Source organism: Methylobacterium sp. TK31 (genome assembly GCF_055361545.1).
On sequence record NZ_CM143964.1, the window covers coordinates 4,930,652 to 4,956,659 of the forward strand.

The window sequence follows — 26,008 nt, forward strand, 5'->3', positions numbered from 1 at the left end:
TTGCCGGTTTTCCCCCGCTTCGCCGGCTTCAATGCGGGTCGCGCTTGGCCCCCCGGCGGCCGCGGGTCATCCGGGTCGCAGCATGGAAGTCGTCCGGCTTGGTCCGGACCCAGGCCAGGAACTCCGCCATTTCGGGGGCCGCCCGCAGGGCATCCACGTCGGCCAGGCGGCGGGCGATCTCGGCCTCGCTGAATCGGGCGTGGATCGCCGAGTGGCAGATCTGGTGCAGGCGCACCGTTCCGGCCCGCGCCCCGCCCTTCAGCTTCGGGGTCAGGTGGTGCAGGCTCGATTTGGCGTGGGGCGGGATCGGCCGTTCGCAGAGCGGGCAGATCACCGCGGGCTTGGCCTGCGGACCGTGCGTCGCCGGATCGTCTTCGCGCCAGAGTCGGGCTCGTCGTCCCAAGGGTCTCTCCCGTCGGAAGGATTCGTCAGTGGACCGCCGCCGGGACAAGTGGACGGCAGGCGGACTCGTTCGGTCGGATGACGTCGAGGGCCCGATCGTCCTGCGTTCCGAGAATGGAGACGTGGTCGCCGGCGATCACCGTCATCTGTGCGCGCGGCCCGGCCCGTGCCGCTAGCCGCTCGGCATGGGCCACCGGCACCACGGCGTCGTCCGTGCCGTGGACGACGAGGACCGGGCCGCCCTCCGCGGCGATGCGCGCATCGGACCGGAAGGTGTCGCGCAGGAGGAGGCGGGTCGGCAGGAACGGGAAGCGTCCGGCGACGATGGCGGCGAGCGAGTCGAAGGGGGCCTCCAGGTAGAGGCCGAGATGCGGCCGGGTCGTCGCCATGGCCACCGCCACCGCGGCGCCGAGGGAGTGCCCGTGCAGCAGTACCGCCGCCCCGGGAGCCCGGGCCTGGACCAGCGCGTAGGCCGCCTCTCCGTCGGCGATCAGGCCCGCCTCGCTCGGGCTCCCGGTCGAGCCGGGATAGCCGCGATAGGCGATGGCGAGGACGCCCCATCCGGCCGTGCGCCAGGGCGCGCCGGCAAAGCGCGCCGCGCCGGGCTCGGGCCGCGAGCCGTTGCCGTGGAAACTCAGCACCACCGGGCAGCCCGGTTCGGGCGCGCGCCACAACCCGAACAGGCGCTCCCCGTCGGCCGTCGGCAGGCTGACCGCCTCCGTCCCCGCGGGTGCCCTTCGCGCCGCCGCGGGGGCCCGGCCGCGGTAGGCGCCGGGGTAGATCAGGTGGCGCTGAAACACGGTCAGCAGGGTCACGGCCAGGAGAGAGAGGCCGAGGAACGCGGTGACCAGGAGGGAGACGAGGAGACGCATGCGCGCGATCCGGGGCAAGGCTCGATCCGGGGCAAGGCTCGATCCAAGGCGGGGCTCGATCCGGAAAGGCTTGCGACCGAGCGGCGGTCCCGGTCCTTCGCGACGGGGCGCCGGATCGCACCGGACCCGGGGGATGGGGGGACATCGGGGCGTCGCCGAGAGTTAGGGACTGGACTTTGCCGTGTCACCAGCGATGTTGCGTCGCGTGACAGCCACCGCCCCCGTCTCCCCCGAACGCCGGCTCCTTCGGAACCGTCCTCGCCCCGTCGCGCCCGCGCGGCGCGCCGCCGCATGACGGGATCGCCCGGCCATGTGCGGAGCATGGACGAACCCGGCCTGAGCACGAACGTGCTCCTCGTCGGGCTGATCTTCAGCGGGGTCGGCTTCGGCATCGGCACGGGGGCGCTCGCGGGCTCCGGCGCCGCCTTCGTGTTCCTGATGGCCGGCTGGGTGCTGGGATTGTGCCTGCACGAGTACGGACATGCCCGCGCCGCGCGGGTCTGGGGCCTGCCCCGGACCGGAGCGCTCACCCTCGATCCGCTGCGTGCGCCCAACCCGGTGGCCACCATGCTGCTGCCCGTGCTCTTCACCGTCATGGGTGGGGTCGGGTTCCCGGGCGGGGTCGGGGCTTCTGCCACGGAAGGCCTCGGCCGGGGCCGGCGATCGGCGATCGCGGCCGCTGGCCCGGCGATGAGCTTCGCCTTCCTGCTCGTGCTGGCGTTCCTCTATGCCCTGTCGAGTGCGGGGGCGGAGCCCCTGCGGGCGGTGCTCGCCGTCTCGGTGCTGTTCCAGGGCACGGCCCTGGTGCTCGGGCTGATGCCGGTCCCGGGCCTCGACGGCTACGACATCTTCCGGCCCTGGCTGTCCGCGAACGCCACCGCCCTCTGGACCTGGACGGACCGCATGGCCCGGCATTCCGGTCTGGTGCTGCTCGGCCTGTTCCTGGTCTCGTCGGCCTTCACCCGTCCCCTGTTTCGGGTGAGCCTGTTGCTGACCGGGGCGTTCGGCATCGATCTGGCGGATGTCATCGCGGGATTCGGCCTCGTCCGCCTCTGGTGAGCGGGACGTCGCGGGAAGCGCACGGGGCGGGATGTGCGCGATGACGCGCCGGTCTGTTCGCCCCGCCAGGAGGGGGGCGGCCCGAAGGCGGGGCGACGCGGCCGCGGCATCGGGGCATCGTGGGGCCCTCGCGGGCTTTCGTGCTAGGTGCCCTGGCCTCCGGACCCGACCGATCCGGCGCGCCCGGTGGAGAGACCCTGTCATGGCCCTCAAGACGACGTTCCTGGTGCAGACCTTCGTGCTCAAGCGCAAACGGCTCTCGCCGGGCGACCGCGAGGTGGCGGTAACGGAGAGCGGCGCCTTGAAGAAGGCCGAAGCCATGGCGGCGCGCTTCCCCGGCACGGCGGCGATCAAGGTCGTGGCCGACGACGAGACCGGCGAACTGGAGAGCGCGACCATTCTCGGCAGCTTCGGCGAGGTGCCGGACGATTTCGCCGAGAGCCTGCAGGGGTCCTGAGGCGGACCGGCCGCCGGCCTCCACGCGCCTGACGGCCCGAAACGCGAAAGGGCCCCGCCTCGCGGCGGAGCCCTTCGATCCTGCGGTCACCCGTGGCCGCTACGGGCAGGCGTGACGCTGGCCGTCATTGCCGAGATAGGTGCCGGTGGGGCGGTCGTAGGAGCGGAAGCGCTGGACGCAGTAGGCCACGTCCTCGCCGCTGGTCGCGACCTCCGGGCCGGCCTCGTAGCCCGTCGCGGCATAGCCGCCGCCGTAGGGCGCGTAGCCGCCGTAATAGGCCGGTGCGTAGCCGCCGGCGTAGTAGTCGTCGCCGTAATAGCCGCCATAGGCGCTGCCGAGGCCGTAGCCGATGCCGGCGCCCGCGAGACCCAGGCCGAGCCCGAGGCCGAGACCGCCATAGCCGCGGCGATAGCCGTAGCCGCGCCCGGCATAGGCGCCGCCGCGGTTGAACCCGCCGCGATCGCCCCGGAAGCCGTTGCCGGCGGCGAGGCCCGCTCCGGCACCGACGGCACCGGCGCCCACGCCGATGGCTCCGCCGCGGTTGAACCCGCCCCGGTTGAAGCCACCCTGGGCGAGGCCGCCGCGGAAGCCGCCGCCGCCGAAGTTGCCACCACGGAAACCGCCACCCTGGGCGAGACCGCCGCGGAAGCCACCGCCGCCGAAATTGCCGCCACGGAACCCGCCGCCACCCAGGCCGCCGCCGTGGAAGCCGCCGCCACCGCCGCGGAAGCCGCCGCCGCCACCCGGACGCGCGTCGGCGGAAGCGGGAATCATCGCGAGGGCACCGACCAGGGCGGCCGATGCCAGAAATATGCGTTTCATGGGAGAACCTGTCGTTCGCGTGTCGATCCCGAGGATCGAACTTCTGGTGAACAAACGCGGGGCCTGACGACAAAGTTCGTTTCACACCCCCTTCCGCGTCGCTTTGCCGATCCGGCGATTGACAAACCGGCCGCCGACCATGAATCTGGAAGCATTCCGAGGGGGGCTCCGAGTACGGGAGCTGAGATTGGGCGCGTCGCCCTGACCCTTGAACCTGATCCGGTTCGTACCGGCGGAGGGACGGGAATCTCGAAAGACGGCGCGAATCCCCAGGCGCCATCCCATCCGGCACCGTCGCATCCGAACCGGATCGTCTCCCACGCCAGGAGCGAACCCGATGAATGCACCCGTTCTCCCGAAGGATCTGCCGCAGGGCCAGCCCCAGGCGGTGACCACCGGCCCGATCATGGGCTCGCGCAAGGTCTACGCGCCCGTGGCCGGACACGACGACATCCGGGTGCCGTTCCGCGAAATCACGCTCAGCGATCCGAAGGAGGCCCCGGTGCGGGTCTACGATCCGTCGGGCCCCTACACGGAGACGGATGCCAGGATCGACCTCCATGCCGGCCTGCCGCTGGTGCGCGAGCCCTGGATCGCCCGGCGCGGCTACGCCACGGTGACGCCGCGTGCGGTCAAGCCCGAGGACAACGGGTTCGTGCCCGAGGACAAGCTCGTGGCCCCGTGTCCGGCCACCCGGGAGATCCGCAAGGCCGGCCCGGGCCAGATGGTGACGCAGTACGAGTTCGCCCGCGCCGGGATCATCACCGAGGAGATGATCTACGTCGCCAACCGGGAGAACCTCGCCCGCCAGACGATGCTGGAGGGCGCGCAGGCCGCACTCGCCGACGGCAACAGCTTCGGCGCCTCCCTGCCGGCCTTCATCACGCCGGAATTCGTCCGTGACGAGGTGGCCCGGGGCCGGGCCATCATCCCGGCCAACATCAACCACCCCGAGGTGGAGCCGATGGCGATCGGCCGCAACTTCCTGGTGAAGATCAACGCCAATATCGGCAATTCCGCCGTGACGTCCTCGGCCGCCGAGGAGGTCGAGAAGCTGGTCTGGGCGACCCGCTGGGGCGCCGACACGGTGATGGACCTCTCGACGGGCCGCAACATCCACAACATCCGCTCGTGGATCGTGCGCAACTCGCCGGTTCCGATCGGCACGGTTCCGATCTACCAGGCCCTGGAGAAGGTCGGCGGCGATCCGCTGAAGCTCGACTGGGAGGTCTTCAAGGACACCCTGATCGAGCAGGCCGAGCAGGGCATCGACTACTTCACAATCCATGCGGGCGTGCGCCTCGCCCACGTGCCGCTCACCGCGCGCCGGGTCACCGGCATCGTCTCCCGCGGCGGCTCGATCATGGCGCGCTGGTGCCTCGCCGGTCACCGGGAGTCGTTCCTCTACGAGCGCTTCGACGAGATCTGCGACATCATGCGGGCCTACGACGTCTCGTTCTCGCTGGGCGACGGCCTGCGCCCCGGCTCCATCGCGGATGCCAACGACGCGGCGCAGTTCGCCGAGCTGGAGACCCTGGGCGAATTGACCAAGATCGCCTGGGACAAGGGCTGCCAGACGATGATCGAGGGCCCCGGCCACGTGCCGATGCACAAGATCAAGGTGAACATGGAGAAGCAGCTCGTGGAGTGCGGCGAGGCGCCGTTCTACACCCTCGGCCCGCTGACCACCGACATCGCTCCCGGCTACGACCACATCACCTCCGGCATCGGCGCCGCGATGATCGGCTGGTTCGGCTGCGCCATGCTCTGCTACGTCACCCCGAAGGAGCATCTCGGCCTGCCCAACCGCGACGACGTCAAGGAAGGCGTGATCACCTACAAGATCGCCGCCCATGCCGCCGACCTCGCCAAGGGCCATCCGGCGGCGCAGCTGCGCGACGACGCCCTGTCGCGGGCCCGGTTCGACTTCCGCTGGGAGGATCAGTTCAACCTCTCCCTCGACCCCGATACGGCCCGCGCCTACCACGACGAGACCCTGCCGAAGGACGCCCACAAGGTCGCGCATTTCTGCTCGATGTGCGGCCCGAAGTTCTGCTCGATGAAGATCACGCAGGACCTGCGCGCCGAGGTGCTGGCGATGGAGGCGGCCGGGCAGGTGCTCGGAGAGGCGACGCCGATGAGCGCGGCCGAGCGCGAGGCCGGCATGGCGGCGAAATCGGCCGAGTTCCAGGCCGAGGGCGGCAAGCTCTACGTCGACGCGGCGGAGTAGCAGCGTCGCAGAGCCATGACCCGGACGGCGAGGCGCCGGGTCATGGCCTTTCACGCGAACAGCCCGTGCACGAACCAGCGCGCGGGCGTCTCCATCGTGGGAAAGCCCTCCCGGTAGAGCCAGAGGCGGCGGCCGGCCTCGTCCTCCACCACGTAGTAGTCCCGCAGCGGCCCCGGCGCCCGCCACCACTCGTCGGCGATGCGTTCGGGTCCGTCCGCATGGGCGACGCGGTGCAGGCGCCGGCGCCAGCGGAAGCGGTGCGGCGGACCGTCGGGCGCGAGCGCGATGACGTCCTCGGCGGCCTCGCCCCGGCTGAGCAGCACCAGCGGTCGCGGCGGCCGGGGCGCCGGATCGGTCCGCCCCCCCTGGGCAGGCGGACCCGCCCGCCAGGGCTCCGCGATCTCGGCCCGCTCGGGCAGGTGGGTCGCGCGGAAGCCGAGCCGCATCATCCGCCGTCCCAGGCGCTGGCGCAGGGCATCCCCCAGATGCTCGGCCCTTGCGTCGCCGGCGGGCGTTTCCACCAGCGTCCCCTGGCGCGCCGCGATCGTGCCCGTGGCGGTGACCGCGAGGCTCACGGTCTCGAAGCCGAAGCCGGCCTCGAGGGCCGGGCCGAGGCGGTCGAGGCGCAGGCTCAGCAGGCGCCCGAGCTGGGCCGGGCACCGGCTCGGCAGGCTCATGCCGAGGTCGAGGGTGCGCAGAACGCCGTCGACGCGGGTCAGGGACAGCCGGACCGCCCGGGCGCCCAGGCCGGCCGCCTCCAGCCGGGGGGCCAGTCCTTCCATCAGGCGCATGGCCGTGGCGACGATGGTCTCCGGCCGCCCGATCGGCTCGAGGAAGCCGCGCACGGCCTCGAAATCACGCGGGTCCTCGGCCGAGACGAGGGGCTCGGGCCGGCGGCCGAGCGCCTGGTCGAGGCGCAGCAGCAGGGACTCGCCGAAGCGACGGGCCAGCGGCGCGCGGGGCGCGGCGGCGAGGTCGCCGATCCGGCGCAGGCCGAGGCGGGCCAGGGCCTGCGCCGTGCCGGGATCGAGGCGCAGGGCCGCGACCGGCAGGGCCTGCAGGGCCTCGCCGTTGCATCCGGGCGCCACGAAGCCGCCTCCGCCGTGGCGCGCCAGGGCGAAGGCGCAGGCGGGCGTATCGGCGAGGGCGATCCGCGCCGGGATCGCGCCCTCGCACAGGCGCCGGGCGAGATCCGCCAGCAGCTGCGCCTCGCCGCCGAACAGGTGGCTCGCCCCCGCGATGTCGAGGAAGAACCCGTCGGCGCCCTCCGCGGGGCCGTAGGGCGCGACGACGGGGGTGTAGCGCTTGGCCCAGAGGCAGAGCCGGTGCAGGGCGGCGGCATCCGCCTCCGGGTCGGCGGGATGGACGGCGACGGGCGTGCCGATCCGGGCCCGGGCCCGGGCCAGGGTCTCGCCGGGCTCGAGCCCGAGGGCGCGGGCGGCGGCGTCCACCGCGACCAGGCGCAGGCCGTTGGCCTCCATCGCGGCCACCACCAGGGGGCCGTCATCGAGCGGAGCGTCGTCGTGGGCGCCCTCAACCCGAGCGCTGGACGCGTCGGTCGGGCAGGCCCGCGCCCGGGCCCGCCTCAGCCGCGTGACCGGCCAATGCTCCAGCCAGACCGAAACGATGCGCGGCATGATCCCACTCCAGAAGCCAGTGTCCGGTCCGCCCGTTGCGGCTTCGGTCGAGGGTCACCTGCCAGCACGGCCGCTCGATGCAGCCGAAGCGGTCGCGCAGGGCCTTGCCGGCGGCGATCCGCCAGCGGGTCGCGGCCACGTTGGGGCTCTCGGCCTCCGGAGGCCGCAGGACGAGGAGGAGCAGGTCGGTCCGCCCGGCCGCGAGGTGGAGCCGGCGGCTCTGGGCCAGGGGCAGGGCGGCGTCGACGAGACCCGCCACGGCCGCCAGCCCCTGCGCGCGCAGGGATTCCTCCAGGGCCCGGTAGGCGTCGCCGTCGCTGGCGACCTCGAACAGCAGGAGCCGCCCCGGGTCGAGGCCGAGGCCGGCGAGCCCGTGTCCGTAGGGGAGGGGGTGGCCCTGGCCCACCACCAGCAGGGCCTCGCCCCGTACCCGGGCGAGGTGGCGCGCCACCAGGGCCAGGGCGAAGCCGAGGGCCGCCGGCTCGTCCCCGACCTGGGCCGGGGCGATCTCGTGCAGCTGCCCGAGGGCGAGGCCGCCCTGCGCGAGCCGCGAATCGACGTCGTGGATGCCGAAGGGCAGGGCACCCCGCAGAACGGAGGCGCCCCCGCGGCCGGCCACGAGGTCGCGCAGGGCCGCCAGATCGAGGGGGGAGAATCCTGCGATGCCGTGTTCCGGGACGGCCCATCCGCATCGGACCGGTCCGCCGGCAGGATCTCGGTTTCTCCGTCGGGAGGATCTTCAGGGCTCTGTCTCATCGGCTGCGCTCCATCCCGCTACGCTAAGAACAAAACAGGAACACACTCAATCGGTTTCCGGGGGGATTCGGAATTTCGCCTGGGCTCAGGGACTTGGCCTGTGGAAGGCTGTGGACGCCTGTGGATAGCGGGCGCCGCGGCGGCATTCAGGTCACGCTTGACCCTGTGACGGCGGCAGGGCAGCACTCCTCGCCTGCCGCGCAGCAGACGCGGATCAGCCGGGAGAACTCCATGCGTCTCGCTCGTGCCCTCGTGGTCCTGTCGGGCCTCCTCACCGTCGCGGGCGGGCTCCCCGCCGCCGCGCAGACGGCGGCCCAACCCAGGGGCGAAGACTCCAGGGCGGCGTCCAAGGCGCGCCGGCCCCAGGCCGTGTCGCAGCCGATCCAGGTCTACGATGCCCGCTTCGAGAACGGCGACCTGCGCATCTCGGGCAGCGTGCGCAAGCCCGGCACGGTGGTGGTGCTCGACGAGGATATCTCGATCATCGCCGACAGCCGGGGCCGCTTCGTCTTCCGCCTGCCCTACGTGCCCACCAACTGCATCGCCACCCTGAAGGCGGGCGAGGACGAGCGCGAGGCGGTCATCGCCAATTGCGGCCCCGCCGGGCAGCCCGGACCGAAGGGCGAGACGGGCCAGAAGGGCGAGACCGGCGACAGGGGCGAGACCGGCCCCGCCGGCCCGCAGGGCGTCGCCGGCCTGCCCGGTCCCCAGGGACCGAAGGGCGAGCCGGGTGCCAAGGGTGAGCCGGGTGCCAAGGGTGAGCCGGGTCCCAAGGGAGATACGGGTCCGAAGGGAGATGCCGGCGCGAAGGGCGAGATGGGCGCGAAGGGCGATGCCGGCGCGAAAGGGTCGCCCGGCGAGCGCGGCCCGGCGGGTCAGAAGGGCGAGGCCGGTCCGGCCGCCCTGCCGGCCGCCGCACCCGCATCCCCGTTCCGGGTGGTGCGCCAGGACACCTGCCCGGCCTCGGGCTGCGCGATCACCTGCGAGGGCACCGAGATCCTGGCCTCGGCCCTGTGCCTGAAGGGAGGCAGCGCCATCGTGACGGCGGGCGCCGACGGCTCCTTGAGCGCGACCTGTCCCAGCGAAGCCCAAGGCCTCGTCGGCCTCTGCGCCCGGCGCTGAGGAGCCGGCCGGCCCGGGCGATCGCCCCTCGCCGAAACGGAGCCGTCCGGTGTAAGGACGCGCTTCGTTCCGCGCCGAAGCCGATCCCGCCCGTGTCGATACCGTCTATGCTTCCTCACTCTTCCGGCCCCGTTCCCTGTGCCCGCGGGGTCGCCCGATGAGCGTGGGCATCTGGGGCAAGCTCGGAGGGGCCGGCCTCGGCCTCGCCATCGGCGGTCCCCTCGGCGGACTCGTCGGCGGGGTGGCCGGGCATTTCCTGGTCGACCGCGAGGGCGCGCTGTTCGGCGCGACGCCGCGCGACGTGGTCTTCACCACCGGCCTCGTGGCGCTGGCGGCCAAGATGGCCAAGTCCGACGGCGTGGTGACGCCCGCCGAGGTCGAGGCCTTCGCCAAGGTGGTGCAGGTGGACGAGCGCGCCCGGCCCGGCGTGCAGCGCCTGTTCGACCTCGCCAAGGGCACGGCGAACGGCTTCGAGGCCTATGCCCGGCAATTGGCCACCACCTTCCACGACGAGCCGGCCCTGCTGGAGGACGTCCTCGACGGCCTGTTCCACATCGCCAAGGCCGACGGCGCCATCCACGAGGCGGAGGAGCGCTACCTGCGCGCGGTGGCGGAGACCTTCGGCTACGACGAGGCCGCCTTCCGCCGCATCGCCGCCCGGCATGTCCGCCTCTCCGACGATCCCTACCTCGTGCTGGGCCTCGACCACGACGTCGACGATGCCGGGCTGAAGGCGGCCCACCGGGCCCTGGTGCGGGAGAACCATCCCGACCGGGCCATCGCCCGCGGCCTGCCGCCGGAGGCGGTGGCCATCGCCACCCGCCGGCTCGCGGCCATCAACGCCGCCTATGACCGGATCAGCACCGAGCGGGGCCTGACGTGAAACCCACCCCCGAGAGCCCCGTCGCCACCAGCGTCCACCCGTCGCCGAACCACGGCGAGCGCCGCTCCGACCCGGTCGACCTCCTCGTCCTGCATTACACCGGCATGGAGAGCGCGGCGGCCGCCCTGCAGCGCCTCGCCAACCCCGTGGCGGAGGTCTCGGCCCATTACGTGGTGCTCGAGGATGGCCGCGTGGTGCAGATGGTGCCCGAGGGGCGCCGGGCCTGGCATGCGGGGCAGGGCTCCTGGGCCGGGATCAGCGACGTGAACTCGCGCTCGCTCGGCGTCGAGATCGTCAATGGCGGCCATGCCGGCGGCCTGCCGCCTTATCCGCCGGCGCAGATCGAGGCGGTGATCGCCCTGTGCGGCGACCTCGCCGGGCGCTGGAACCTCGCTCCGCACCGGATCCTCGCCCATTCGGACATCGCGCCCGAGCGCAAGGAGGACCCGGGCGAGCACTTCCCCTGGGAGAGCCTCGCCCGCGCCGGCATCGGCCACTGGGTGCCGCCGGCGCCGATCCGCGACGGCCGCTTCTTCGCGCAGGGCGATGCCGGCCCGCCGATCGAGGCGCTGCAGGCGATGTTCGCCCTCTACGGCTACGACCTGCCGGTGAGCGCCACCTTCGATGCTTGCATGGGCGCGGTGGTGACGGCGTTCCAGCGCCATTTCCGCCCGGCCCGCGTCGACGGCGTCGCCGATGCCTCGACCATCACGACCCTACGGGACCTGATCGCGGCGCTCCCGGGACGGTAAAGTCTGACGATCTCAGAACGAGACGCGTTCCCCTCTCCCCTCTGCGGGAGAGGGTGGCCCGCATCGGCGGATCGGGAGAGGGGAGCGCCGGTTTCGGAGAGGTCGCCCCCTCTCCCGCATGCTCCGCAGAGGGGGGGAGGGGGTCTTGTCCGATCACGCCCGGTGCTGCACCGCCTCGCCGCCATGCCCGTGCACGTCCCCGTGCGCCTCGTCCGGCACCGTGCCGCGGGTGCGCCACAGGCTGTAGGCGATGCCCGCGATGAGGAAGACGACGGTGACCGCGAGGGAGACCCACGGCGGCACGTGGACGAGGTCGAAGGTGTCGGCCACCACGATCTTCCCGCCGATGAAGATCAGGATGAAGGCCAGGGCCGTCTTGAGATAGGCGAAGCGGTCCACCATCGCGGCCAGCGCGAAGTAGAGGGCGCGCAGGCCGAGGATCGCGAAGATGTTCGAGGTGTAGACCACGAAGGTGTCGGTGGTGATGGCGAAGATCGCCGGCACGCTGTCGACGGCGAAGATCACGTCGGCGCCGTTCACGAGGATGAGCGCCAGGGCCAAGGGCGTCAGCCAGAGGGCGGTCTTGCCGGTCTTCGGATCGGCCTTTCGCACCATGAAGTGCTGCCCGTGCAGCTCGGGCGTGATGCGCAGGACGCGCTGCAGGAACCGGACGGCCCGGTTCTCGCGGATGTCGCCTGGCTCCTCGTCCTTCGAGAACAGCATCTTGACGCCGGCGAAGATCAGGAAGGCGGCGAAGATCGACAGCACCCAGGCGGCCTGGTGCACGAGCGCCGCGCCGAGGCCGATCATCAGGCCGCGCAGCAGGACGGCGGCGAGGATGCCCCAGACCAGCACCCGGTGCTGGGCCGCCCGGGGAATGCCCAGGGCCGTGAGGATGACGGCGATCACGAAGACGTTGTCCATCGACAGCGACTTCTCGACCACAAGGCCGGCGACGTATTCCTGGCCCGCCTGCGGCCCGAGATACCACCAGACCCAGCCGCCGAAGATCATTCCCAGCGTGAAGTAGAACAGCGTCAGGAGCAGACTCTCCTTGACGCCGATCTCGTGGTTCTTGTCGCGGTGCAGGAGCCCGAGGTCGAAGGCCAGCAACCCGGCCACGAGGGCGTGGAACCCGAGCCACATCCACACGGGCTTGCCGAGCCACTCGTAGTACAGAAAATCAACCATGACGCAGGACCGTCGATGCTTCTTGAGGAGAGAAAGCATCGGCTCCGACATCACGGAACGCATCATGCAGCATCCCGCCAGAGGGGCCCGCAGCCGATGAGGCGCAGTTGGGACTCTGAACCGGGCGAATCAAGGGCATCGACCCGTCACGCTTGACAGGGCCGGTCCCCGGCGGCTTCCCAGGGCGCATGACTGACAGCGAACGCAAAGGCCGGGACGAGGCCGGACCCGCCGTGATCGGCGGTGGACCGGCCGGCCTCGCGGCCGCGGAGGTGCTGGCGCAGGCCGGCCACGCCGTGACCCTCTACGACCGGATGCCGAGCGTGGGGCGCAAGCTCCTCATCGCGGGCCGCGGCGGGCTCAACCTCACGCATTCCGAGCCGCTCCCGGCCTTCCTCGGGCGCTACCATCCGGCGGGCGGGGCGCTCGCCGAGGCCATCGCGGCGTTCCCGCCCGGCGGCCTGCGCGCCTGGTGCGACGACCTCGGCCAGCCGACCTTCGTCGGGTCGAGCGGCCGCGTCTTCCCGGAGGCCTTCAAGGCCTCGCCGCTGCTGCGGGCCTGGCTCCAGCGCCTCGACGGGTTGGGCGTCCGCATCCGCACCCGCCACCGCTTCACCGGCTGGTCCGACTCGGGCGGCCCGGTCTTCGAGACCCCGGAGGGACGGGTCGAGACCGCCCACCGGCCGGTGCTCCTGGCTCTCGGCGGCGCGAGCTGGCCGCGCCTCGGCTCCGACGGCGCCTGGGTGCCCTTGCTCGAGCGGGACGGCGTCGCGGTGGCGCCGCTGAAGCCCGCCAATGTCGGCTTCACCGTCGCCTGGTCGGCGGTCTTCGCCGAGCGCTTCGCCGGCACGCCCCTGAAGCGGATCGCCCTCGGCCTCGAGGGCACCCGCGTGCGCGGAGAAGCCGTGATCAGCGCCGACGGGATCGAGGGCGGGGCGATCTACGCCCTCGCGCACCGCATCCGGGCCGCCACCGAGCGCGGCGAGGCCCGGCTGGAGATCGATCTCCGGCCGGACGTGGAGGAGGCCGCGCTGGCGCGGGCGCTCCGCGACCCGAAGCCCGGGCTCTCCCTCGCCAACCGGCTGCGCAAGGCCGCTGCGCTGACGCCCGTGGGGATCGGCCTCCTGCGTGAGGCGGCCCACCCGCTGCCCGTGGACGCCGAGGCCCTGGCGGCCCTGATCAAGGCGGTACCGCTCCGTCTCCTCGCGCCGCGCGGCCTCGACCGGGCGATCTCCACGGCGGGCGGGGTCCGCTTCGGCGACGTCGATGCCGGCTTCATGCTCGTCCGGCGGCCCGGCACCTTCGTGGCCGGCGAGATGCTGGACTGGGAGGCGCCGACGGGGGGCTACCTCCTCCAGGGGGCGTTCGCCTCGGGCCGCGCGGCGGCGGCGGGCATGCTGGCCTGGATGGAGCGGGGCGCGTGAGGCGCCGACCCACGAAAAAGGCTCCCTCTCGGGGGAGAGGGAGCCTGATGGTCCGGCGCGGCCGTTCCGGGCCGCGCGGCGCCGGGTCTCAGCGGCAGTACACGTCGCCGTAGGCGTCGCGGTAGGTGCCGTAGGGGCAGCGCGGGGCGGTGGAGGCGCCCACGATGGCGCCGCCGGCGCCGCCGATGGCCGCACCCGCGAGAGCGCCGCCGGCGCGACCGGTGGCGGCGCCACCGATGGCGGCACCCGCGAGCGCGCCGAGGCCGGCGCCGCCGAGGGCGCGGTCCTGCGGCGTGTTGCAGGCGCCGACCGAGAGGGCGAGGGCACCCGCGAGGGTGGCGGCGATGAGCTTCTTCATGGTTCCGAGACTCCCTTGTGCGTCGTGACCCGGCCTTCGGCCGTGATGTTCGTGCCGCCCGAGCTTAAGCATTCCGACCGGGAAATGCACGCCGTACGGTCAAGGTTCCCGTCCGCCTTTCCGTTTCCCCGAAAAACCTTCTAGTGATGCGGCCATCAGGACCCATCGGGGCGGCGCCGGCCGCCCGTTCCGCCGCGAGGAATCCATGCAGCGCGCCACCGCCATCGTCCGCAAGGTCGCCGTCCGTGCCGATGCGATCGTCGACACGATCGTTCTCGACCATGCCGCCCGGCAGGCCCCGCCGGAGAGCCTGACGGGGGAGGGCGGCCTGAGCCTGTCCCTCGCCCTGGCCAAGGCCGCGGCCCTGGAGGACGGCGATGCCCTGCGCCTGGAGGACGGTCGCCTCGTCGCGATCCGCGCCGCCGGGGAACCGCTCCTCGAGGTCCGCGCCGAGAACCCGGCCCGGCTGCTGCGCCTCGCCTGGCAGCTCGGCGGCAGCCACGTGCCGGCCGAGATCGCCGCCGACGTGCTCTACGTGCCCCGCAGCGCCGCCGAACTCGTCCGCGGCCAGGGCTGCGCCGCCAGCCCGGTGACCCGTGCCTTCAAGCCCGAGCGCGCGGCCCACGACCACAGCCAGTGCGGCCACGATCACCATGATCATGCCCATCACGCGCACGACCACGCGGACCACGGCCATGGAGCGCAGGCCCACAAGGGCCACGACCATGCGGGCCACGACCATGCGGGGCACGATCACGGGCATTCCCATGCGGCCCAAGGCCATGATCACGGTCATGATCACGACCATGATCACGGTCATGCGCATTCCCACGATCACGCCCCTTCGCACGATCACGGCGCGCACGGCCACGTGCACGGCCCGGACTGCAAGCACGACCACTGAGCGGACCGGCCGCGCGTTGAAGGCGGCGGCGCGGACGGTTATGTCGGCGCGATGATTGCCCGCGACCTCCGCTTCTCCGTCGCCCCGATGATGGACTGGACCGACCGTTACTGTCGGGCCTTCCACCGCACCCTGTCGCTGCGCGCCCGCCTCTATACCGAGATGGTGACCACCGGGGCGGTCATTCACGGCCCTCGCGAGCGCCTGCTCGGCTTCGACGCGCTGGAGCATCCGGTGGCGGTGCAGCTCGGCGGCTCGAACCCGGACGATCTCGCCGAGGCCGCGCGGATCGCCGAGGGCTTCGGCTACGACGAGGTCAACCTCAATGTCGGCTGCCCCTCCGACCGGGTGCAGGACGGGCGCTTCGGCGCCTGCCTGATGCGCGAGCCCGCCGTGGTGGCCGCCTGCGTGGCCGCCATGAAGGCGGCGGTGTCGGTGCCGGTCACGGTGAAGTGCCGCATCGGCGTCGACGAGCAGGACACCGAGCAGGCCCTCGACGCCCTCGCGGACGCCGTCGTCGCGGCCGGCGTCGACGGCCTCGTGGTGCATGCCCGCAAGGCCTGGCTCCAGGGCCTGTCGCCCAAGGAGAACCGCGACGTGCCGCCCCTCGACTATCCGCGGGTGGCGCGGCTGAAGCAGGCCCATCCGGCCCTGCCCATCGCCATCAACGGCGGCATCGCCACCATCGCGGAGGCGGCCTCCCACCTCGCGGCGGTGGACGGCGTGATGATCGGCCGGGCCGCCTACAGCGATCCGGCGATCCTTCTCGAGGTCGACCCAGTCCTGTTCGACGAACCCGCCCCGGCCGCCGATCCGTTCGCGGCCCTGGACGCCTTCGAGCCCGTGCTCGCCAGCTTCCTGCAGGAGGGCGTGCGCCTGCACGCGGTGACCCGGCACATGCTCGGCCTGTTCAACGGCCGCCCCGGCGCCCGCGCCTATCGCCGGCACCTCTCGACCTTCGGCCTGCAGCCCGAGGCCGGCCTGGCGACCCTGCGGGAGGCGGCGGATCTGGTGGCCCAGGCCGAGCGCCGGATGAGCGCGGCGGAAGCGAGCGCGGCCTGAGGGCGAAGCGGGCCGCCGTGCGCATCCGAAGGCCGGGGCCTCAGCGGTCGCGCAGGACGAGCCGGTCGCCGCGGACCTCGAAGGAGGCGAGGCGGTCGAGGAAGCTCATGCCCAGCAGATTCTCGCGCAGGGCGCCCGGCCGGCTGACCAGGGCCGGCACCCGCCGCTCGACGATGCCGCCGACCCGAACGCTGTCGAGGAAGGCCGGCGCCGCCACGGTGACGCCGTTGGCGGTCGAGACCCGGACGCTGAACTCGGATTCCGCCGGTCGGATGCCGAGGGCGGCCGCGCTCTCGGCGGTGAGGACCACGGCGCTGGCCCCGGTGTCGAACTGGAAGCCCTGGGGCTGGCCGTTCACTTCGGCCCGGACGTGGAAATCGCCGCCGGCGCGCCGGGTGATCGTCACGGTGCCGTCCGCGTCCGTGACCGCGCTGCCGGGCCGCACCGCCCCGAGCATGCGGTCGCCGATGATCCGGGCCTCGTCGCGGTAGGCGTAGCCGGCGACCAGGGCGGCCCCGAGGGCACCCCAGACCACCAGGGCCATCAGGTTCGCGCTCATGCGGCTGCGGAACTGGTGCCAGAACCCGGCCGCCACCACGGCCAGGAGGCCGGCGCTCATGGCGAATTGCGCGAACTGGTCCGGCTCCATCCCGACGATGCGCTGGGTGTCGTCAGACAGGAGCAGCACCGCCAGGGCGCCCCCGAGGATGATCAGGCCGACGAGGATCATGACGCCGCCGGGGTCGGGACGCGGGCCGGGTAGGCGATCCGCAGGCGCAGGTCCAGTTCGGCCATCACCGCCCGGCGCTGGGGCTCCGACATCGAGCCCCAGAGCGCGATCTCGTCCCGGGTGCGGCCGCAGCCCTCGCACAGGCCCGTCGCGCCGTCGAGGAGACAGAGCTTGGTGCAGGGACTGGAGGGTTTGGGGCGGGGCTGGGTCATCGCCCCTGTCCATGCCAGGGCCACGGCGTCGGGATCAAGTCCGGCCGCCTGTCAGCCCGGGATGGCCGCGAGCAGGCCGACGAGGGCGGCGATCTCGGCTGCCTGCTGTGCGGCCCCGACCACGTCCCCGGTCTGCCCGCCGATCATCCGTCGCGCCAGCGCGGTGATCGCCAGGGCGGCACCCAGGCCGAGCCCGAGCATCAGGACGAGGCCCAGCACCGGGAGCCCGACGGAGAGTGTGACCAGGGCGACGGCGAGGGTCAGGGCTGCGGCGGTCGCCAGGGTCTCCCGGCTCGGCCGTCCGACGGCGGCGCCGGCCCCGTCGGGGCGGGCGGGGGGCAGCAGGGCGAGGGGCGTCAGGGCGGCGCTGCGCGAGAGCGCGGCGGCCAGCAGCAGGGCCGGAGCCGCCAGGAGCTCGACCCGGTCGATGAGCGTCGCCAGGGCGCCGATCCGCAGGGCCAGGGACAGCATCAGGGCGACGCCGCCATAGGCGCCGATGCGGCTGTCGCGCATGATCTCGAGCCGCCGGGCCGGCGTGGTCCCGCCGCCGAACCCGTCGGCGACGTCGGCGAGGCCGTCCTCGTGCAGCGCCCCCGTCACCAGGACGCCCGCCGTCACCGCGAGGCCGGCGGCGAGGAAGGGCCCGAGGCCGAGGCCCCAGGCGCCGAGCAGCACCGCGGCGCCGGGCAGGCCGAGGAGGAAGCCCGCCAGGGGCAGCATCCGGGGGAGGGTGCGGAAGTCCGGGACCGCGTGCGGGTCGCCCTCGCCGGGCAGCGGCGGCACGGGCAGCCGGGAATAGAAGCGCAGGCAGCCGGCCAGGTCGTAGGCCAGGCGGGCGCCCGGAAAGGCGGGTTCGGCCTCCTCGTTCATCGCGGACCCTGCCTCGCCTTCACCACCCGTGCCCGGACCGTTATAGCTCCCGCGACGGGCGGCCCGCCATCCTGGCGCCGGGCCGGCCACCGGAATCGCCCCATGACCGACGTTGACCAGACCGCCGCCTCGACTCCGTTCAGCGACATCCGCCGCCTCGTCGAGTCCCTCCCGGGGCCCGACCGGGATGCGGTGGCGATGGTGGCCGAGCGCGACGCCACCCTGACGAAGCCGGCCGGCTCCCTCGGGCGCCTGGAGCACCTCGTCTCCTGGCTCGCCGCCTGGCAGGGCAAGGGCCAGCCGACCCTCGACCGCCCCCTGGTCTGCGTCTTCGCCGGCAGCCACGGCGTCACCGCCCGGGGCGTCTCGGCCTTCCCCGATGCGGTGAACCGCCAGATGCTCGACAATTTCGCGGCCGGCGGCGGGGCGATCAACCAGATCTGCGCCGCCTACGGCCTCGGCTTCAAGGTGTTCGACCTCGCCATCGACATGCCCACGGGCGACATCACGGTCGGGCCGGCCTTCGACGAGAAGGCCTGCGTCGCCACCATGGCGTTCGGCATGGAGGCGGTGGCCGCCGGCACCGACTGCCTGGCCTTGGGCGAGATGGGCATCGGCAACACCACCGTGGCGGCGGCGATCTACGCGGCGCTCTACGGGGGCGAGGCCGCCCACTGGGTCGGGCGCGGCACGGGGGTCGACGCGGCGGGGCTCGCCCGCAAGGTCGCGGCCGTCGAGGCGGCGCTGGCGCACCATGCCGGCCATCTCGACGATCCCCTGGAGATCCTGGCCCGCCTCGGCGGCCGCGAGATCGCCGCGATGGCGGGGGCGATCCTGGCGGCCCGGCTCCAGCGCGTGCCGGTGGTGCTCGACGGCTACGTGGCGACGGCGGCGGCCGCGCTCCTGCACCGCCTCGAGCCGACGCTGCTCGACCATTGTCTCGCCGGGCACGTCTCGGCGGAGGGGGCCCATGCGGACGTGCTGGAGCGGCTCGGCCTCGTGCCGCTGCTGGCCCTCGGCATGCGTCTCGGCGAGGCCTCCGGCGCGGCCCTGGCGCTGGGCCTCCTCAAGGGCGCGCTCGCCTGCCACCGGGACATGGCGACCTTCGCCCAGGCCGGGGTCTCGGAACGCAGCGCCGGCTGAACACCCTCAGGCGGCGCGGGCGCGCTTCTCGGCGGGCGCGGCGGGCGACTCGCCGGGGACCTCCAGCGCCGGGAGGGTCTCCATCACGCGGCTCGCGGGGAAGATCACCACGACCTCGGTGCCCTCGCGCGGCTTCGATTTCAGCTGGAAATTGCCGCCGTGGAGGTCGACGAGGCCCTTCACGATGGGCAGGCCGAGGCCCGAGCCCTGCTCGGCCGTCTTGATCGCCAGGGAGCCGCGGCCGAAGGACGACATCACGGTGCCGATCTCGTCCTCGGGAATGCCGGGGCCGCTGTCCTTCACGCTGACATACTGGCCGCCCGACGAGGTCCAGCCGACCTTGATCGTGATCTCGCCGCCGGGCGGGGTGAACTTGACCGCGTTCGACAGGAGGTTGAGCACGATCTGGCGCAGGGCCCGCTCGTCGGCCCAGAGCCGGGGCAGGCTGCCGTCGATGAACTCGTGGATCGTCTGGTTCTTGCCGCGGGCGCGCAGGCCCATCATGTGGCGGCACTCCTCCACCGCGTGCCCGAGCTGGACCGCCTCCTCGTTCAGCTCGTAGCGCCCGGCCTCGATGCGCGAGAGGTCGAGGATCTCGTTGATCAGGTTAAGGAGGTGCATCCCGCTGTCGTGGATGTCGGAGGCGTATTCCTTGTACGAGGGGGCGACGTGGGCGCCGAACACCTCGTTCTTCATCACCTCCGAGAAGCCCAGGATCGCGTTGAGCGGCGTGCGCAGCTCGTGGCTCATGGTGGCGAGGAAGCGGGACTTGGCGAGGTTGGCCTCCTCGGCGCGGCGGCGGGCCTCGTCGGAATTGGCCTTGGCCTGCTCGAGTTCGCCGAAGATCGAATCCTTCTCCGCCTGGGATTGCAGCGCCTCCACGGTGGAGGCGTAGACCCGGCGCCCCAGGCCGAGGAAGAACAGCTGCGCGCCGACCACCATGGTGACCAGCATCATCGTGTTCATGTCCTGCGACACGGCGAGCAGCGACAGGGCGGCGATGCAGAGGGGCACCAGGGCGGCCCCGGCGGCGGCCGGCAGGGTCGCGGCGAGCATCGTCGCCATGGCGGCCACGATGACGAGGCCGAACAGCACGAAGGTGCGGGCGCCCGAGGCCCCGACCAGCACCATCATGGCCCAGGCGGTGCTCTGCAGAAATTCCGCGGCCATGAAGGTGCGGCGCCAGCTGCGCACCGAGACCGCGGCCGGGTCCTGCGCCAGGAAGCGGCGCGTGAGCAGCTTCGCCACGGCGACGGTCGCCAGCAGGCAGAGGCCCCAGGCCGCCGCGAGGGCCGGCGGGGTCCAGATCGCCGCGATGCCGGCCACCACGAGGCCGAGTAGGGCCAGGGGGATCACCGCCCCCGAGCGGTACTGCGCGTAGACCCGGATCAGCTCGTAGTCGAAGGCGCGTTCGAGCCCGCTCGTCGAGGTGAGCTTCTCCCGGGCCGAGCGCATGTCGCGCGCCACCTCGCGACGGCGCGCGGCCTCCTGGGGAGAGGGACCACGGCCGCGCTGAATCATCTCGGCAGTCAGGTCGGTCATCACCGTCTTGAGGAGTCGGAGGAGGCGTCGCGGTCGGGAACGGGACCGTCGAGAGGCTGGGATACAACCCCTCCGAGCCTGCCCCGGATATGTTAAGAACCGCCTGCCGGAACCGCGACGATTGTCGGAAATCCGCGGCCCGGCGCCGGCGTATGAACAGGAATTCGTGAGGAATTTTCGGGGGGTGTCCGGTCCCTGCGCGGTGGTGGAATCCCATCCACCAGCGTGTGCTGCCGCACATGGTTACGGACCGGCAACGATTAGCCTCGTTCCAAACTGCGATCGGGAGGCCGGGATGCTGAAACTCACCGTCAACGGGGTCTCCCACGAGGTCGATGCCGACCCCGAGATGCCGCTCCTCTGGGCCCTGCGCGACCACCTCAACCAGACCGGAACGAAGTACGGCTGCGGCATCGCCCAGTGCGGCGCCTGCACGGTCCATCTCGACGGGCAGCCCGTCCGGGCCTGCCAGACCCGCATCGGCGATGTCGGCGCGGCCAAGATCACCACCATCGAGGGCGTGTCCGGCAAGGTCGCCGACGCGGTCCGCACCGCCTGGCGCGGCCTCGATGTGGTCCAGTGCGGCTATTGCCAGTCCGGCCAGATCATGTCGGCGATCGGCCTCCTGTCCGAGAACCCGAAGCCGACCGATGCCGACATCGACGGGGCCATGGACGGCAACGTCTGTCGCTGCGGCACCTACCAGCGCATCCGCGCGGCGATCCACGAGGCGGCGCGCACCCTCGCCTGACCGTCGGTCCCGCCTCCCCGGACTTTTCGACCCTTCCCGACACTCGCGTCTGAACTGGAGCCACCCATGCTGAAGGTCCGTCAGGCCGCCCCGCCCGTGCCGTCCCGCCGCGCCTTCCTGGGCGGCGCCACCGTGGCCGCCGGGGCCCTCGTCATCGGCTTCACCCTCGATCCGGCGAAGTTCGCCCAGGCCGCCGCCGGCCCCGACCTCTCGGCCCTGCCGCCGATGCCGAACGCCTTCGTGCGGATCGCCGCCGACGACACCGTGACGGTGGTGATCAAGCACCTCGACATGGGCCAGGGCAACACGACGGGCCTGGCCACCATCCTGGCCGACGAGCTCGATGCGGACTGGGCGACCATCCGCACCACCTTCGCGCCGGCCGACGCCACGCTGTACAACAACTTCGCCTTCGGCCCCGTCCAGGGGACCGGCGGCTCCACCGCCATCGCCAATTCCTGGTTCCAGCTGCGCAAGGCCGGTGCGGCCGCCCGGGCCATGCTGGTGGCGGCCGCCGCGGAGCGCTGGTCGGTTCCGGCCTCCGAGATCACGGTCGAGTCCGGCACGGTGCGCCACGCGGCCTCGAACCGGCAGGCCCGGTTCGGCGAACTCGCCGAGGCCGCCGCCGCCCAGCCGGTGCCGAAGGAGCCGCGCCTCAAGGAGGCGAACCAGTTCACCCTCATCGGGAAGAAGGTCGCCCGCGTCGATTCGGTGGCCAAGACCGACGGCACGGCGATCTACTCCCTCGACATCCGCCGCCCCGGGCAGCTGACGGCGGTAGTCGCCCATGCGCCGCGCTTCGGCGGCACCGTGAAGACCGTCGACGACAAGGCCGCCCGCGCCGTCGCTGGCGTGGTCGACGTGGTGACGATTCCCACCGGCGTCGCCGTGCTGGCGAAGGACACCTGGTCGGCCATGAAGGGCCGCGACGCGCTCAAGGTCACCTGGGACGACAGCGCGGCCGAGACCCGCTCGTCCGACGCGATCCTGGCCGATCACCGCAAGCGCCTCGACAGCCCCGGCCTCGTCGCCTCGAAGAAGGGCGACGCCGCCGGGGCGATCGCCGGCTCGGCCAAGGTGCTGGAGGCCGAGTTCACCTTCCCCTATCTCGCCCACGCGGCGATGGAGCCCCTGAACGCCACCATCGAGAAGGCCTCGGACGGCACCTACGACGTCTTCGCCGGCTGCCAGCTCCAGACGATCGAGCAGGCCGTGGTGGCCGCCACGCTCGGGGTGACCACCGACAAGGTCCGGCTGCACACGCAGTGGGCCGGCGGCTCCTTCGGCCGGCGCGCCACCCCGGGCGCCGACTACTTCGCCGAGACCGCCTCCATCGTCCGCGCCACCGGCGGCAAGGCCCCGATCCATCTGGTCTGGACCCGCGAGGACGACATGGCCGGCGGCTTCTACCGCCCGATGGTGGTCCACCGCATGCGCGCCGGGCTCGACGCCAAGGGCGGGATCACGGGCTGGGAGCATCGCACGATCGGCAAGTCGATCATGATCGGCACCGCCTTCGAGACCATGATCGTGAAGGACGGCGTCGACGCGACCACGGTGGAGGGCGCCTCGGACACGCCCTACGCGCTGCCCGCCTACCGCTTCGAGGTCCACAATGCCCGCGACGGCGTGCCGGTGCTGTGGTGGCGCTCGGTGGGCCACACCCACACCGCCCAGGCGATGGAGGTGTTCATCGACGAGCTCGCCCATGCGGCCGGCGCCGATCCCGTCGCCTATCGCCTCGGGCTGCTCGGCGGCGCCCCGCGCCTCTCCGCGACCCTGAAGCTCGCCGCCGAGAAGGCCGGCTGGGATCCGAAGAAGGCTTCAGACAAGAACCGGGGCCTCGGCGTCGCGGCGCACGAATCCTTCGGCTCCTACGTCGCCATGGTGGCGGACGTGACGGCCGAGGACGCCAAGGTGAAGGTGAACCGCATCGTGGCGGCGGTGGATGTCGGCGTCGCGGTCAACCCGGACGTGATCCGTGCCCAGGTCGAGGGTGCCGTGGGCTTCGCGCTGTCCTCGGTCCTGCGCAACAAGATCACGCTCAAGGACGGCGTGGTGCAGGAGAAGAACTTCGATTCCTACGAGCCGACCCGGATGAGCGAGATGCCGGTGGTCGAGGTCCACATCGTGCCCTCCACCGCCGCGCCCACCGGCATCGGCGAGCCGGGCGTGCCCGTGATCGCCCCGGCGATCTCGAACGCGATCTTCGCCGCCACCGGCCAGCGCCTGCGCTCGCTGCCCCTCGACCTCAGCGGCCTCAAGGGCGCCTGAGCCGAGGCGGCGACCGGGGCGACGACACGGCCCCTCGTCGGCCGTCCCGAGGCCGCCTATCTCGGAGGGCATCATGCTGTCCGCGATCGACACGGCCGAAACCCCCTTCGACGCCACCGTGGCGCGCCTGCGCGCCTGCCGGATCTGCCGGGACGCGCCGCTCTACGGCGCGCCCCTGCCGCAGGAGCCGCGCCCCATCGTCCAGGGCCGGGCCTCGGCCCGGCTCTGCGTCGCGAGCCAGGCGCCCGGCAACCGCGCCGACAAGAGCGGCATCCCGTTCATGGACCCCTCGGGCACCCGGCTACGGGACTGGCTCGGCCTCGACGAGGCGGCGTTCTACGATGCGAGCCGCCTCGCCATCGTGCCGATGGGCGCCTGCTTTCCCGGCTACGATGCCAAGGGGGGCGACAAGCCCCCCCGCCGGGAATGCGCCGAGCGCTGGCGGGTGGAGCTGTTCGCCGGCCTGCCGCAGCTCGAACTCATCCTGGTGATCGGCCAATACGCTCAAGGATGGCATCTCGGGCGGTCGAAGGCGGGGCTGACCGACACCGTGCGGCGCTGGCGGGAGATCCTGGCGGCCCCCGGCACGCCGCGGGTGCTGCCGCTGCCCCATCCCTCCTGGCGCAACAGCGGCTGGCTCAAGGCCAACCCCTGGTACGAGGCCGAGCTGCTGCCCGTTCTCAAGACGGAGGTGGCGCACGCGATGGCGCCCCGTTGACAGGAGCGGCCCCGCGCGGGATCGCTCGCCGCGAAACTGGAGAGCCCCATGACCGCCTTGCAGGACCCGCGTGACCGCCTGATCGTCGCCCTCGACGTGGGAACCGTGGACGAAGCCGAGCGGCTGGTCGACCGGATCGGCGATGCGGCGACCTTCTACAAGATCGGCTATCGCCTCGCCTATGCGGGCGGCCTCGCCCTGGTGCCGCGCCTCGCCGCCTCCGGCCGCAAGGTCTTCCTCGACCTCAAGCTGCATGACATCGGCAACACGGTGGAGGAGGGGGTGCGCGCGCTGACCGACCTCGGCGCCACCTTCCTTACGGTCCACGCCTATCCACAGACCATGAAGGCCGCGATCCGGGGCCGGGGCGCGAACGGCCCGAAGATCCTCGCCGTGACGGTCCTGACCTCCTACGACGATCGCGACGCGGCCGAGGCGGGCTATGCCCTGCCGGTGGCCGAACTGGTCGCCCGCAGGGCCACGCAGGCGGCCGAGGCCGGCATTGACGGCATCGTCTGCAGTGCCGCGGAGGCGCAGGCGGTACGCGCCCGGATCGGGACGGAGCGGGCCATCGTCACCCCGGGCATCCGGCCAGCCGGTGCGGAGGCTGGCGATCAGAAGCGCGTGATGACGCCCGGCGAGGCCCGCCGGATCGGGATCGACCACGTCGTGGTCGGCCGGCCGATCACCCAGGCGGCGGACCCCCGCGCGGTGGCACAGGGCATCGTCGCGGAGATGCGATAGGGGCCGGGCCTCTCAGGTCCTGCGGCGCAGGCTTCCGATCAGGAAGGCGATCATCGCGTCGAGGGCCGGGGCGCCCGCATCGGGATAGCGGCTGACCAGGGCGGGGTGACAGTAGCGGATGATGGCGGTGTGGATGCACCGCGCCGCGACGTCCGGATCGGCCGCCTCGAATTCGCCGGCCTCCGCACCCTCCCGCACGAGCCGGCTGAAGACGGCGCCGATCGCATCGACATGGGCGCGGCAGACGTCCCAGCTCTCGGTGATGGCCGCCTCGACCATCTCGTGCAGGCGGGGATTGGCCTCGCAACGCTCGACGCAGGCCTGATGCATCACCGTGATGACGTCGGAAATGCGTTCGGCCGCGTTCCGGCCCGGCGCCACGGCGGCCAGGCCGACGCGCTGCTCGGTGTCGTCCATCAGGCGCTTGATCACCGCCTCGTGGATCGCCTTCTTCGATTCAAAGAAGCGGTACACGTTGGCCGGGCTCATCCGAAGCGACTTCGCGATGTCGGCGACGGTGGTCTTCTGGTAGCCGACGAGCCGGAACGCCTCTTCGGCCGTCGCGAGGATGCGGCAGCGCGTGGTCGGGGCCGCTTCGTCGGGGATCTCGCGGACGATGGCCGCTGTACGGGTCATGGTGGTAAACTAGGCTGTTGGCACCTCGGCGTCAAAGACGCGCCCTGCCGCGTCCACCATCGTGCGGGGCAGCCGACGGGCCGCGAACGAGCGAATGCGTAGCACCGAGCGGCGTCGCGACGCGCCCGGCCGCTCCCTCGGTCAGGACCCGAACTGGGAGCCCAGCTGCTCGAGATACTCGGCGAGATCGACGCCGCCGATGCGCTTGCCGTAGTCGAAGCGCATGCCCTGGCGGATATCGACGCTGCTGCTCTTGGTCGTCAGCGTGAATGGCTTCACGCAGACCCAGGCGCCATCGCGCCGATGTTCGAAGAAATTCAAGATCTCATGCTTGGCCATGAGGGCCTCCCCGGCTGTCTCTCCAGACAACGGGCCGGGCCGGGAACGGTTGCGCTCCCGGATCACGAAGTTCAAGCGTGGCCGTTAGACTTGGTGAGCGTCCTGTCGGGCGCCGTGA

At 72.5% G+C, this 26,008-nt stretch carries 27 protein-coding genes and 1 riboswitch; of the genes, 14 read left to right on the forward strand and 13 right to left on the reverse strand.

Annotated elements, in window-relative coordinates; genetic code table 11:
- Window positions 1-28 precede the first annotated feature (28 nt).
- Both ACXJY8_RS23080 and ACXJY8_RS23085 read right to left on the reverse strand, forming a co-directional pair.
- On the reverse strand, window positions 29-403 hold the full coding sequence (locus tag ACXJY8_RS23080; RefSeq protein WP_463774391.1) for a restriction endonuclease: 375 nt from the start codon (window positions 401-403) through the stop codon (window positions 29-31).
- Between the two features lie 25 nt (window positions 404-428).
- Window positions 429-1,274 carry an alpha/beta hydrolase gene (locus ACXJY8_RS23085; RefSeq protein WP_463774394.1) on the reverse strand — a complete coding sequence of 282 codons (846 nt, stop codon included), beginning with the start codon at window positions 1,272-1,274 and terminating at the stop codon, window positions 429-431.
- 321 nt (window positions 1,275-1,595) lie between these two features.
- On the opposite strand from ACXJY8_RS23085, the gene ACXJY8_RS23090 reads away from it, so the two are divergent.
- Window positions 1,596-2,333 (forward strand): zinc metalloprotease, encoded by a 738-nt coding sequence (locus ACXJY8_RS23090; RefSeq protein ID WP_463774397.1) that lies wholly within the window; start codon window positions 1,596-1,598, stop codon window positions 2,331-2,333.
- Between the two features lie 202 nt (window positions 2,334-2,535).
- Complete coding sequence (locus ACXJY8_RS23095; RefSeq protein WP_056354828.1) at window positions 2,536-2,790, forward strand: hypothetical protein; 255 nt, start codon at window positions 2,536-2,538, stop codon at window positions 2,788-2,790.
- A 99-nt stretch (window positions 2,791-2,889) separates the two neighbouring features.
- Here ACXJY8_RS23095 and ACXJY8_RS23100 read toward each other — a convergent pair whose 3' ends face one another.
- Window positions 2,890-3,612 (reverse strand): BA14K family protein, encoded by a 723-nt coding sequence (locus tag ACXJY8_RS23100; protein WP_463774401.1) that lies wholly within the window; start codon window positions 3,610-3,612, stop codon window positions 2,890-2,892.
- A gap of 149 nt (window positions 3,613-3,761) precedes the next feature.
- Window positions 3,762-3,870, forward strand: a riboswitch (TPP riboswitch).
- A 79-nt stretch (window positions 3,871-3,949) separates the two neighbouring features.
- On the opposite strand from ACXJY8_RS23100, the gene thiC reads away from it, so the two are divergent.
- Window positions 3,950-5,842: a phosphomethylpyrimidine synthase ThiC gene (gene thiC, locus ACXJY8_RS23105; RefSeq protein WP_463774403.1), complete on the forward strand. Its 1,893-nt coding sequence runs from the start codon at window positions 3,950-3,952 to the stop codon at window positions 5,840-5,842.
- Between the two features lie 50 nt (window positions 5,843-5,892).
- On the opposite strand, the gene ACXJY8_RS23110 is transcribed toward thiC, so the two are convergent.
- Window positions 5,893-7,479: a Y-family DNA polymerase gene (locus ACXJY8_RS23110; RefSeq protein ID WP_463774405.1), complete on the reverse strand. Its 1,587-nt coding sequence runs from the start codon at window positions 7,477-7,479 to the stop codon at window positions 5,893-5,895.
- Window positions 7,376-8,098, reverse strand: a complete 723-nt coding sequence (locus tag ACXJY8_RS23115; protein ID WP_463774407.1) for an ImuA family protein — start codon at window positions 8,096-8,098, stop codon at window positions 7,376-7,378. Before ACXJY8_RS23115 ends, ACXJY8_RS23110 begins: the two co-directional genes overlap by 104 nt.
- A 368-nt stretch (window positions 8,099-8,466) precedes the next feature.
- Here ACXJY8_RS23115 and ACXJY8_RS23120 point away from each other — a divergent pair, with 368 nt between their 5' ends.
- From ACXJY8_RS23120 to ACXJY8_RS23130, 3 genes are all read left to right on the forward strand, one after another.
- A complete protein-coding gene (locus ACXJY8_RS23120; protein WP_463774410.1) occupies window positions 8,467-9,357 on the forward strand; it encodes a collagen-like domain-containing protein in 891 nt (296 codons plus the stop codon).
- Between the two features lie 157 nt (window positions 9,358-9,514).
- Entirely contained in the window at window positions 9,515-10,240 is a 726-nt protein-coding gene (locus ACXJY8_RS23125) for a TerB family tellurite resistance protein (protein ID WP_463774413.1), read from the forward strand.
- Window positions 10,237-10,992 carry an N-acetylmuramoyl-L-alanine amidase gene (locus ACXJY8_RS23130; RefSeq protein WP_463774417.1) on the forward strand — a complete coding sequence of 252 codons (756 nt, stop codon included), beginning with the start codon at window positions 10,237-10,239 and terminating at the stop codon, window positions 10,990-10,992. The genes ACXJY8_RS23125 and ACXJY8_RS23130 overlap by 4 nt, the downstream gene beginning before the upstream one ends.
- 153 nt (window positions 10,993-11,145) lie before the next feature.
- Here ACXJY8_RS23130 and ACXJY8_RS23135 read toward each other — a convergent pair whose 3' ends face one another.
- Window positions 11,146-12,183 carry a TerC family protein gene (locus tag ACXJY8_RS23135; protein ID WP_463774421.1) on the reverse strand — a complete coding sequence of 346 codons (1,038 nt, stop codon included), beginning with the start codon at window positions 12,181-12,183 and terminating at the stop codon, window positions 11,146-11,148.
- A 188-nt stretch (window positions 12,184-12,371) separates the two neighbouring features.
- Between ACXJY8_RS23135 and ACXJY8_RS23140 the strand changes: the two genes are divergently transcribed.
- Complete coding sequence (locus ACXJY8_RS23140) at window positions 12,372-13,607, forward strand: TIGR03862 family flavoprotein (RefSeq protein WP_463774425.1); 1,236 nt, start codon at window positions 12,372-12,374, stop codon at window positions 13,605-13,607.
- Window positions 13,608-13,695: 88 nt separating this feature from the next.
- Here ACXJY8_RS23140 and ACXJY8_RS23145 read toward each other — a convergent pair whose 3' ends face one another.
- Window positions 13,696-13,965: a YMGG-like glycine zipper-containing protein gene (locus ACXJY8_RS23145; RefSeq protein WP_056212224.1), complete on the reverse strand. Its 270-nt coding sequence runs from the start codon at window positions 13,963-13,965 to the stop codon at window positions 13,696-13,698.
- A 205-nt stretch (window positions 13,966-14,170) separates the two neighbouring features.
- Here ACXJY8_RS23145 and ACXJY8_RS23150 point away from each other — a divergent pair, with 205 nt between their 5' ends.
- The gene (locus ACXJY8_RS23150; protein ID WP_463774430.1) at window positions 14,171-14,869 is read left to right on the forward strand and encodes an urease accessory protein UreE; all 699 of its coding nucleotides are present in this window, start codon (window positions 14,171-14,173) and stop codon (window positions 14,867-14,869) included.
- 51 nt (window positions 14,870-14,920) lie between these two features.
- On the forward strand, window positions 14,921-15,931 hold the full coding sequence (gene dusA, locus ACXJY8_RS23155; protein ID WP_463774432.1) for a tRNA dihydrouridine(20/20a) synthase DusA: 1,011 nt from the start codon (window positions 14,921-14,923) through the stop codon (window positions 15,929-15,931).
- 40 nt (window positions 15,932-15,971) lie between these two features.
- Here dusA and ACXJY8_RS23160 read toward each other — a convergent pair whose 3' ends face one another.
- The 3 genes from ACXJY8_RS23160 to cobS are packed head-to-tail and all read right to left on the reverse strand — an operon-like array spanning window position 15,972 to window position 17,743.
- Window positions 15,972-16,661, reverse strand: coding sequence for a retropepsin-like aspartic protease family protein (locus ACXJY8_RS23160; protein WP_463774434.1), 690 nt, complete (start codon window positions 16,659-16,661; stop codon window positions 15,972-15,974).
- The gene (locus tag ACXJY8_RS23165; RefSeq protein WP_463774436.1) at window positions 16,658-16,873 is read right to left on the reverse strand and encodes a DUF1289 domain-containing protein; all 216 of its coding nucleotides are present in this window, start codon (window positions 16,871-16,873) and stop codon (window positions 16,658-16,660) included. Before ACXJY8_RS23165 ends, ACXJY8_RS23160 begins: the two co-directional genes overlap by 4 nt.
- 51 nt (window positions 16,874-16,924) lie before the next feature.
- Window positions 16,925-17,743 (reverse strand): adenosylcobinamide-GDP ribazoletransferase, encoded by an 819-nt coding sequence (cobS, locus tag ACXJY8_RS23170; protein WP_463774438.1) that lies wholly within the window; start codon window positions 17,741-17,743, stop codon window positions 16,925-16,927.
- Window positions 17,744-17,845: 102 nt separating this feature from the next.
- Between cobS and cobT the strand changes: the two genes are divergently transcribed.
- Complete coding sequence (cobT, locus tag ACXJY8_RS23175; protein WP_463774441.1) at window positions 17,846-18,886, forward strand: nicotinate-nucleotide--dimethylbenzimidazole phosphoribosyltransferase; 1,041 nt, start codon at window positions 17,846-17,848, stop codon at window positions 18,884-18,886.
- A 6-nt stretch (window positions 18,887-18,892) separates the two neighbouring features.
- Here cobT and ACXJY8_RS23180 read toward each other — a convergent pair whose 3' ends face one another.
- Window positions 18,893-20,428, reverse strand: a complete 1,536-nt coding sequence (locus tag ACXJY8_RS23180; RefSeq protein ID WP_463774444.1) for a sensor histidine kinase — start codon at window positions 20,426-20,428, stop codon at window positions 18,893-18,895.
- A gap of 295 nt (window positions 20,429-20,723) precedes the next feature.
- On the opposite strand from ACXJY8_RS23180, the gene ACXJY8_RS23185 reads away from it, so the two are divergent.
- The 4 genes from ACXJY8_RS23185 (at window position 20,724) to pyrF (ending at window position 24,915) form a co-directional block, all read left to right on the forward strand.
- Window positions 20,724-21,179, forward strand: coding sequence for a (2Fe-2S)-binding protein (locus tag ACXJY8_RS23185; protein WP_463774446.1), 456 nt, complete (start codon window positions 20,724-20,726; stop codon window positions 21,177-21,179).
- 66 nt (window positions 21,180-21,245) lie between these two features.
- Window positions 21,246-23,453, forward strand: a complete 2,208-nt coding sequence (locus ACXJY8_RS23190; protein ID WP_463774449.1) for a xanthine dehydrogenase family protein molybdopterin-binding subunit — start codon at window positions 21,246-21,248, stop codon at window positions 23,451-23,453.
- A gap of 73 nt (window positions 23,454-23,526) precedes the next feature.
- A complete protein-coding gene (locus ACXJY8_RS23195; protein ID WP_463774454.1) occupies window positions 23,527-24,171 on the forward strand; it encodes a uracil-DNA glycosylase family protein in 645 nt (214 codons plus the stop codon).
- Window positions 24,172-24,219: 48 nt separating this feature from the next.
- Window positions 24,220-24,915, forward strand: coding sequence for an orotidine-5'-phosphate decarboxylase (gene pyrF, locus ACXJY8_RS23200; protein WP_463774458.1), 696 nt, complete (start codon window positions 24,220-24,222; stop codon window positions 24,913-24,915).
- Between the two features lie 12 nt (window positions 24,916-24,927).
- On the opposite strand, the gene ACXJY8_RS23205 is transcribed toward pyrF, so the two are convergent.
- Together ACXJY8_RS23205 and ACXJY8_RS23210 are read right to left on the reverse strand one after the other, a co-directional pair.
- Complete coding sequence (locus ACXJY8_RS23205) at window positions 24,928-25,551, reverse strand: TetR/AcrR family transcriptional regulator (protein WP_463774463.1); 624 nt, start codon at window positions 25,549-25,551, stop codon at window positions 24,928-24,930.
- A gap of 141 nt (window positions 25,552-25,692) precedes the next feature.
- Entirely contained in the window at window positions 25,693-25,890 is a 198-nt protein-coding gene (locus tag ACXJY8_RS23210; RefSeq protein WP_055956893.1) for a hypothetical protein, read from the reverse strand.
- Window positions 25,891-26,008 lie beyond the last annotated feature (118 nt).

What these genes read in the sequence shown, in the direction of transcription:
- ACXJY8_RS23120 (WP_463774410.1), top strand. Translation starts at nt 8,467, where the DNA reads ATGCGTCTCGCTCGTGCCCTCGTGGTCCTGTCGGGCCTCCTCACCGTC.
- ACXJY8_RS23210 (WP_055956893.1), bottom strand. Translation starts at nt 25,890, where the DNA reads ATGGCCAAGCATGAGATCTTGAATTTCTTCGAACATCGGCGCGATGGC.
- ACXJY8_RS23125 (WP_463774413.1), top strand. Translation starts at nt 9,515, where the DNA reads ATGAGCGTGGGCATCTGGGGCAAGCTCGGAGGGGCCGGCCTCGGCCTC.
- ACXJY8_RS23180 (WP_463774444.1), bottom strand. Translation starts at nt 20,428, where the DNA reads ATGACCGACCTGACTGCCGAGATGATTCAGCGCGGCCGTGGTCCCTCT.
- cobS (WP_463774438.1), bottom strand. Translation starts at nt 17,743, where the DNA reads ATGAACGAGGAGGCCGAACCCGCCTTTCCGGGCGCCCGCCTGGCCTAC.
- dusA (WP_463774432.1), top strand. Translation starts at nt 14,921, where the DNA reads ATGATTGCCCGCGACCTCCGCTTCTCCGTCGCCCCGATGATGGACTGG.
- thiC (WP_463774403.1), top strand. Translation starts at nt 3,950, where the DNA reads ATGAATGCACCCGTTCTCCCGAAGGATCTGCCGCAGGGCCAGCCCCAG.
- ACXJY8_RS23090 (WP_463774397.1), top strand. Translation starts at nt 1,596, where the DNA reads ATGGACGAACCCGGCCTGAGCACGAACGTGCTCCTCGTCGGGCTGATC.
- ACXJY8_RS23165 (WP_463774436.1), bottom strand. Translation starts at nt 16,873, where the DNA reads ATGACCCAGCCCCGCCCCAAACCCTCCAGTCCCTGCACCAAGCTCTGT.
- ACXJY8_RS23085 (WP_463774394.1), bottom strand. Translation starts at nt 1,274, where the DNA reads ATGCGTCTCCTCGTCTCCCTCCTGGTCACCGCGTTCCTCGGCCTCTCT.
- cobT (WP_463774441.1), top strand. Translation starts at nt 17,846, where the DNA reads ATGACCGACGTTGACCAGACCGCCGCCTCGACTCCGTTCAGCGACATC.
- ACXJY8_RS23150 (WP_463774430.1), top strand. Translation starts at nt 14,171, where the DNA reads ATGCAGCGCGCCACCGCCATCGTCCGCAAGGTCGCCGTCCGTGCCGAT.
- ACXJY8_RS23135 (WP_463774421.1), bottom strand. Translation starts at nt 12,183, where the DNA reads ATGGTTGATTTTCTGTACTACGAGTGGCTCGGCAAGCCCGTGTGGATG.
- ACXJY8_RS23095 (WP_056354828.1), top strand. Translation starts at nt 2,536, where the DNA reads ATGGCCCTCAAGACGACGTTCCTGGTGCAGACCTTCGTGCTCAAGCGC.
- pyrF (WP_463774458.1), top strand. Translation starts at nt 24,220, where the DNA reads ATGACCGCCTTGCAGGACCCGCGTGACCGCCTGATCGTCGCCCTCGAC.
- ACXJY8_RS23195 (WP_463774454.1), top strand. Translation starts at nt 23,527, where the DNA reads ATGCTGTCCGCGATCGACACGGCCGAAACCCCCTTCGACGCCACCGTG.
- ACXJY8_RS23190 (WP_463774449.1), top strand. Translation starts at nt 21,246, where the DNA reads ATGCTGAAGGTCCGTCAGGCCGCCCCGCCCGTGCCGTCCCGCCGCGCC.
- ACXJY8_RS23140 (WP_463774425.1), top strand. Translation starts at nt 12,372, where the DNA reads ATGACTGACAGCGAACGCAAAGGCCGGGACGAGGCCGGACCCGCCGTG.
- ACXJY8_RS23145 (WP_056212224.1), bottom strand. Translation starts at nt 13,965, where the DNA reads ATGAAGAAGCTCATCGCCGCCACCCTCGCGGGTGCCCTCGCCCTCTCG.
- ACXJY8_RS23185 (WP_463774446.1), top strand. Translation starts at nt 20,724, where the DNA reads ATGCTGAAACTCACCGTCAACGGGGTCTCCCACGAGGTCGATGCCGAC.
- ACXJY8_RS23110 (WP_463774405.1), bottom strand. Translation starts at nt 7,479, where the DNA reads ATGCCGCGCATCGTTTCGGTCTGGCTGGAGCATTGGCCGGTCACGCGG.
- ACXJY8_RS23205 (WP_463774463.1), bottom strand. Translation starts at nt 25,551, where the DNA reads ATGACCCGTACAGCGGCCATCGTCCGCGAGATCCCCGACGAAGCGGCC.
- ACXJY8_RS23160 (WP_463774434.1), bottom strand. Translation starts at nt 16,661, where the DNA reads ATGATCCTCGTCGGCCTGATCATCCTCGGGGGCGCCCTGGCGGTGCTG.
- ACXJY8_RS23100 (WP_463774401.1), bottom strand. Translation starts at nt 3,612, where the DNA reads ATGAAACGCATATTTCTGGCATCGGCCGCCCTGGTCGGTGCCCTCGCG.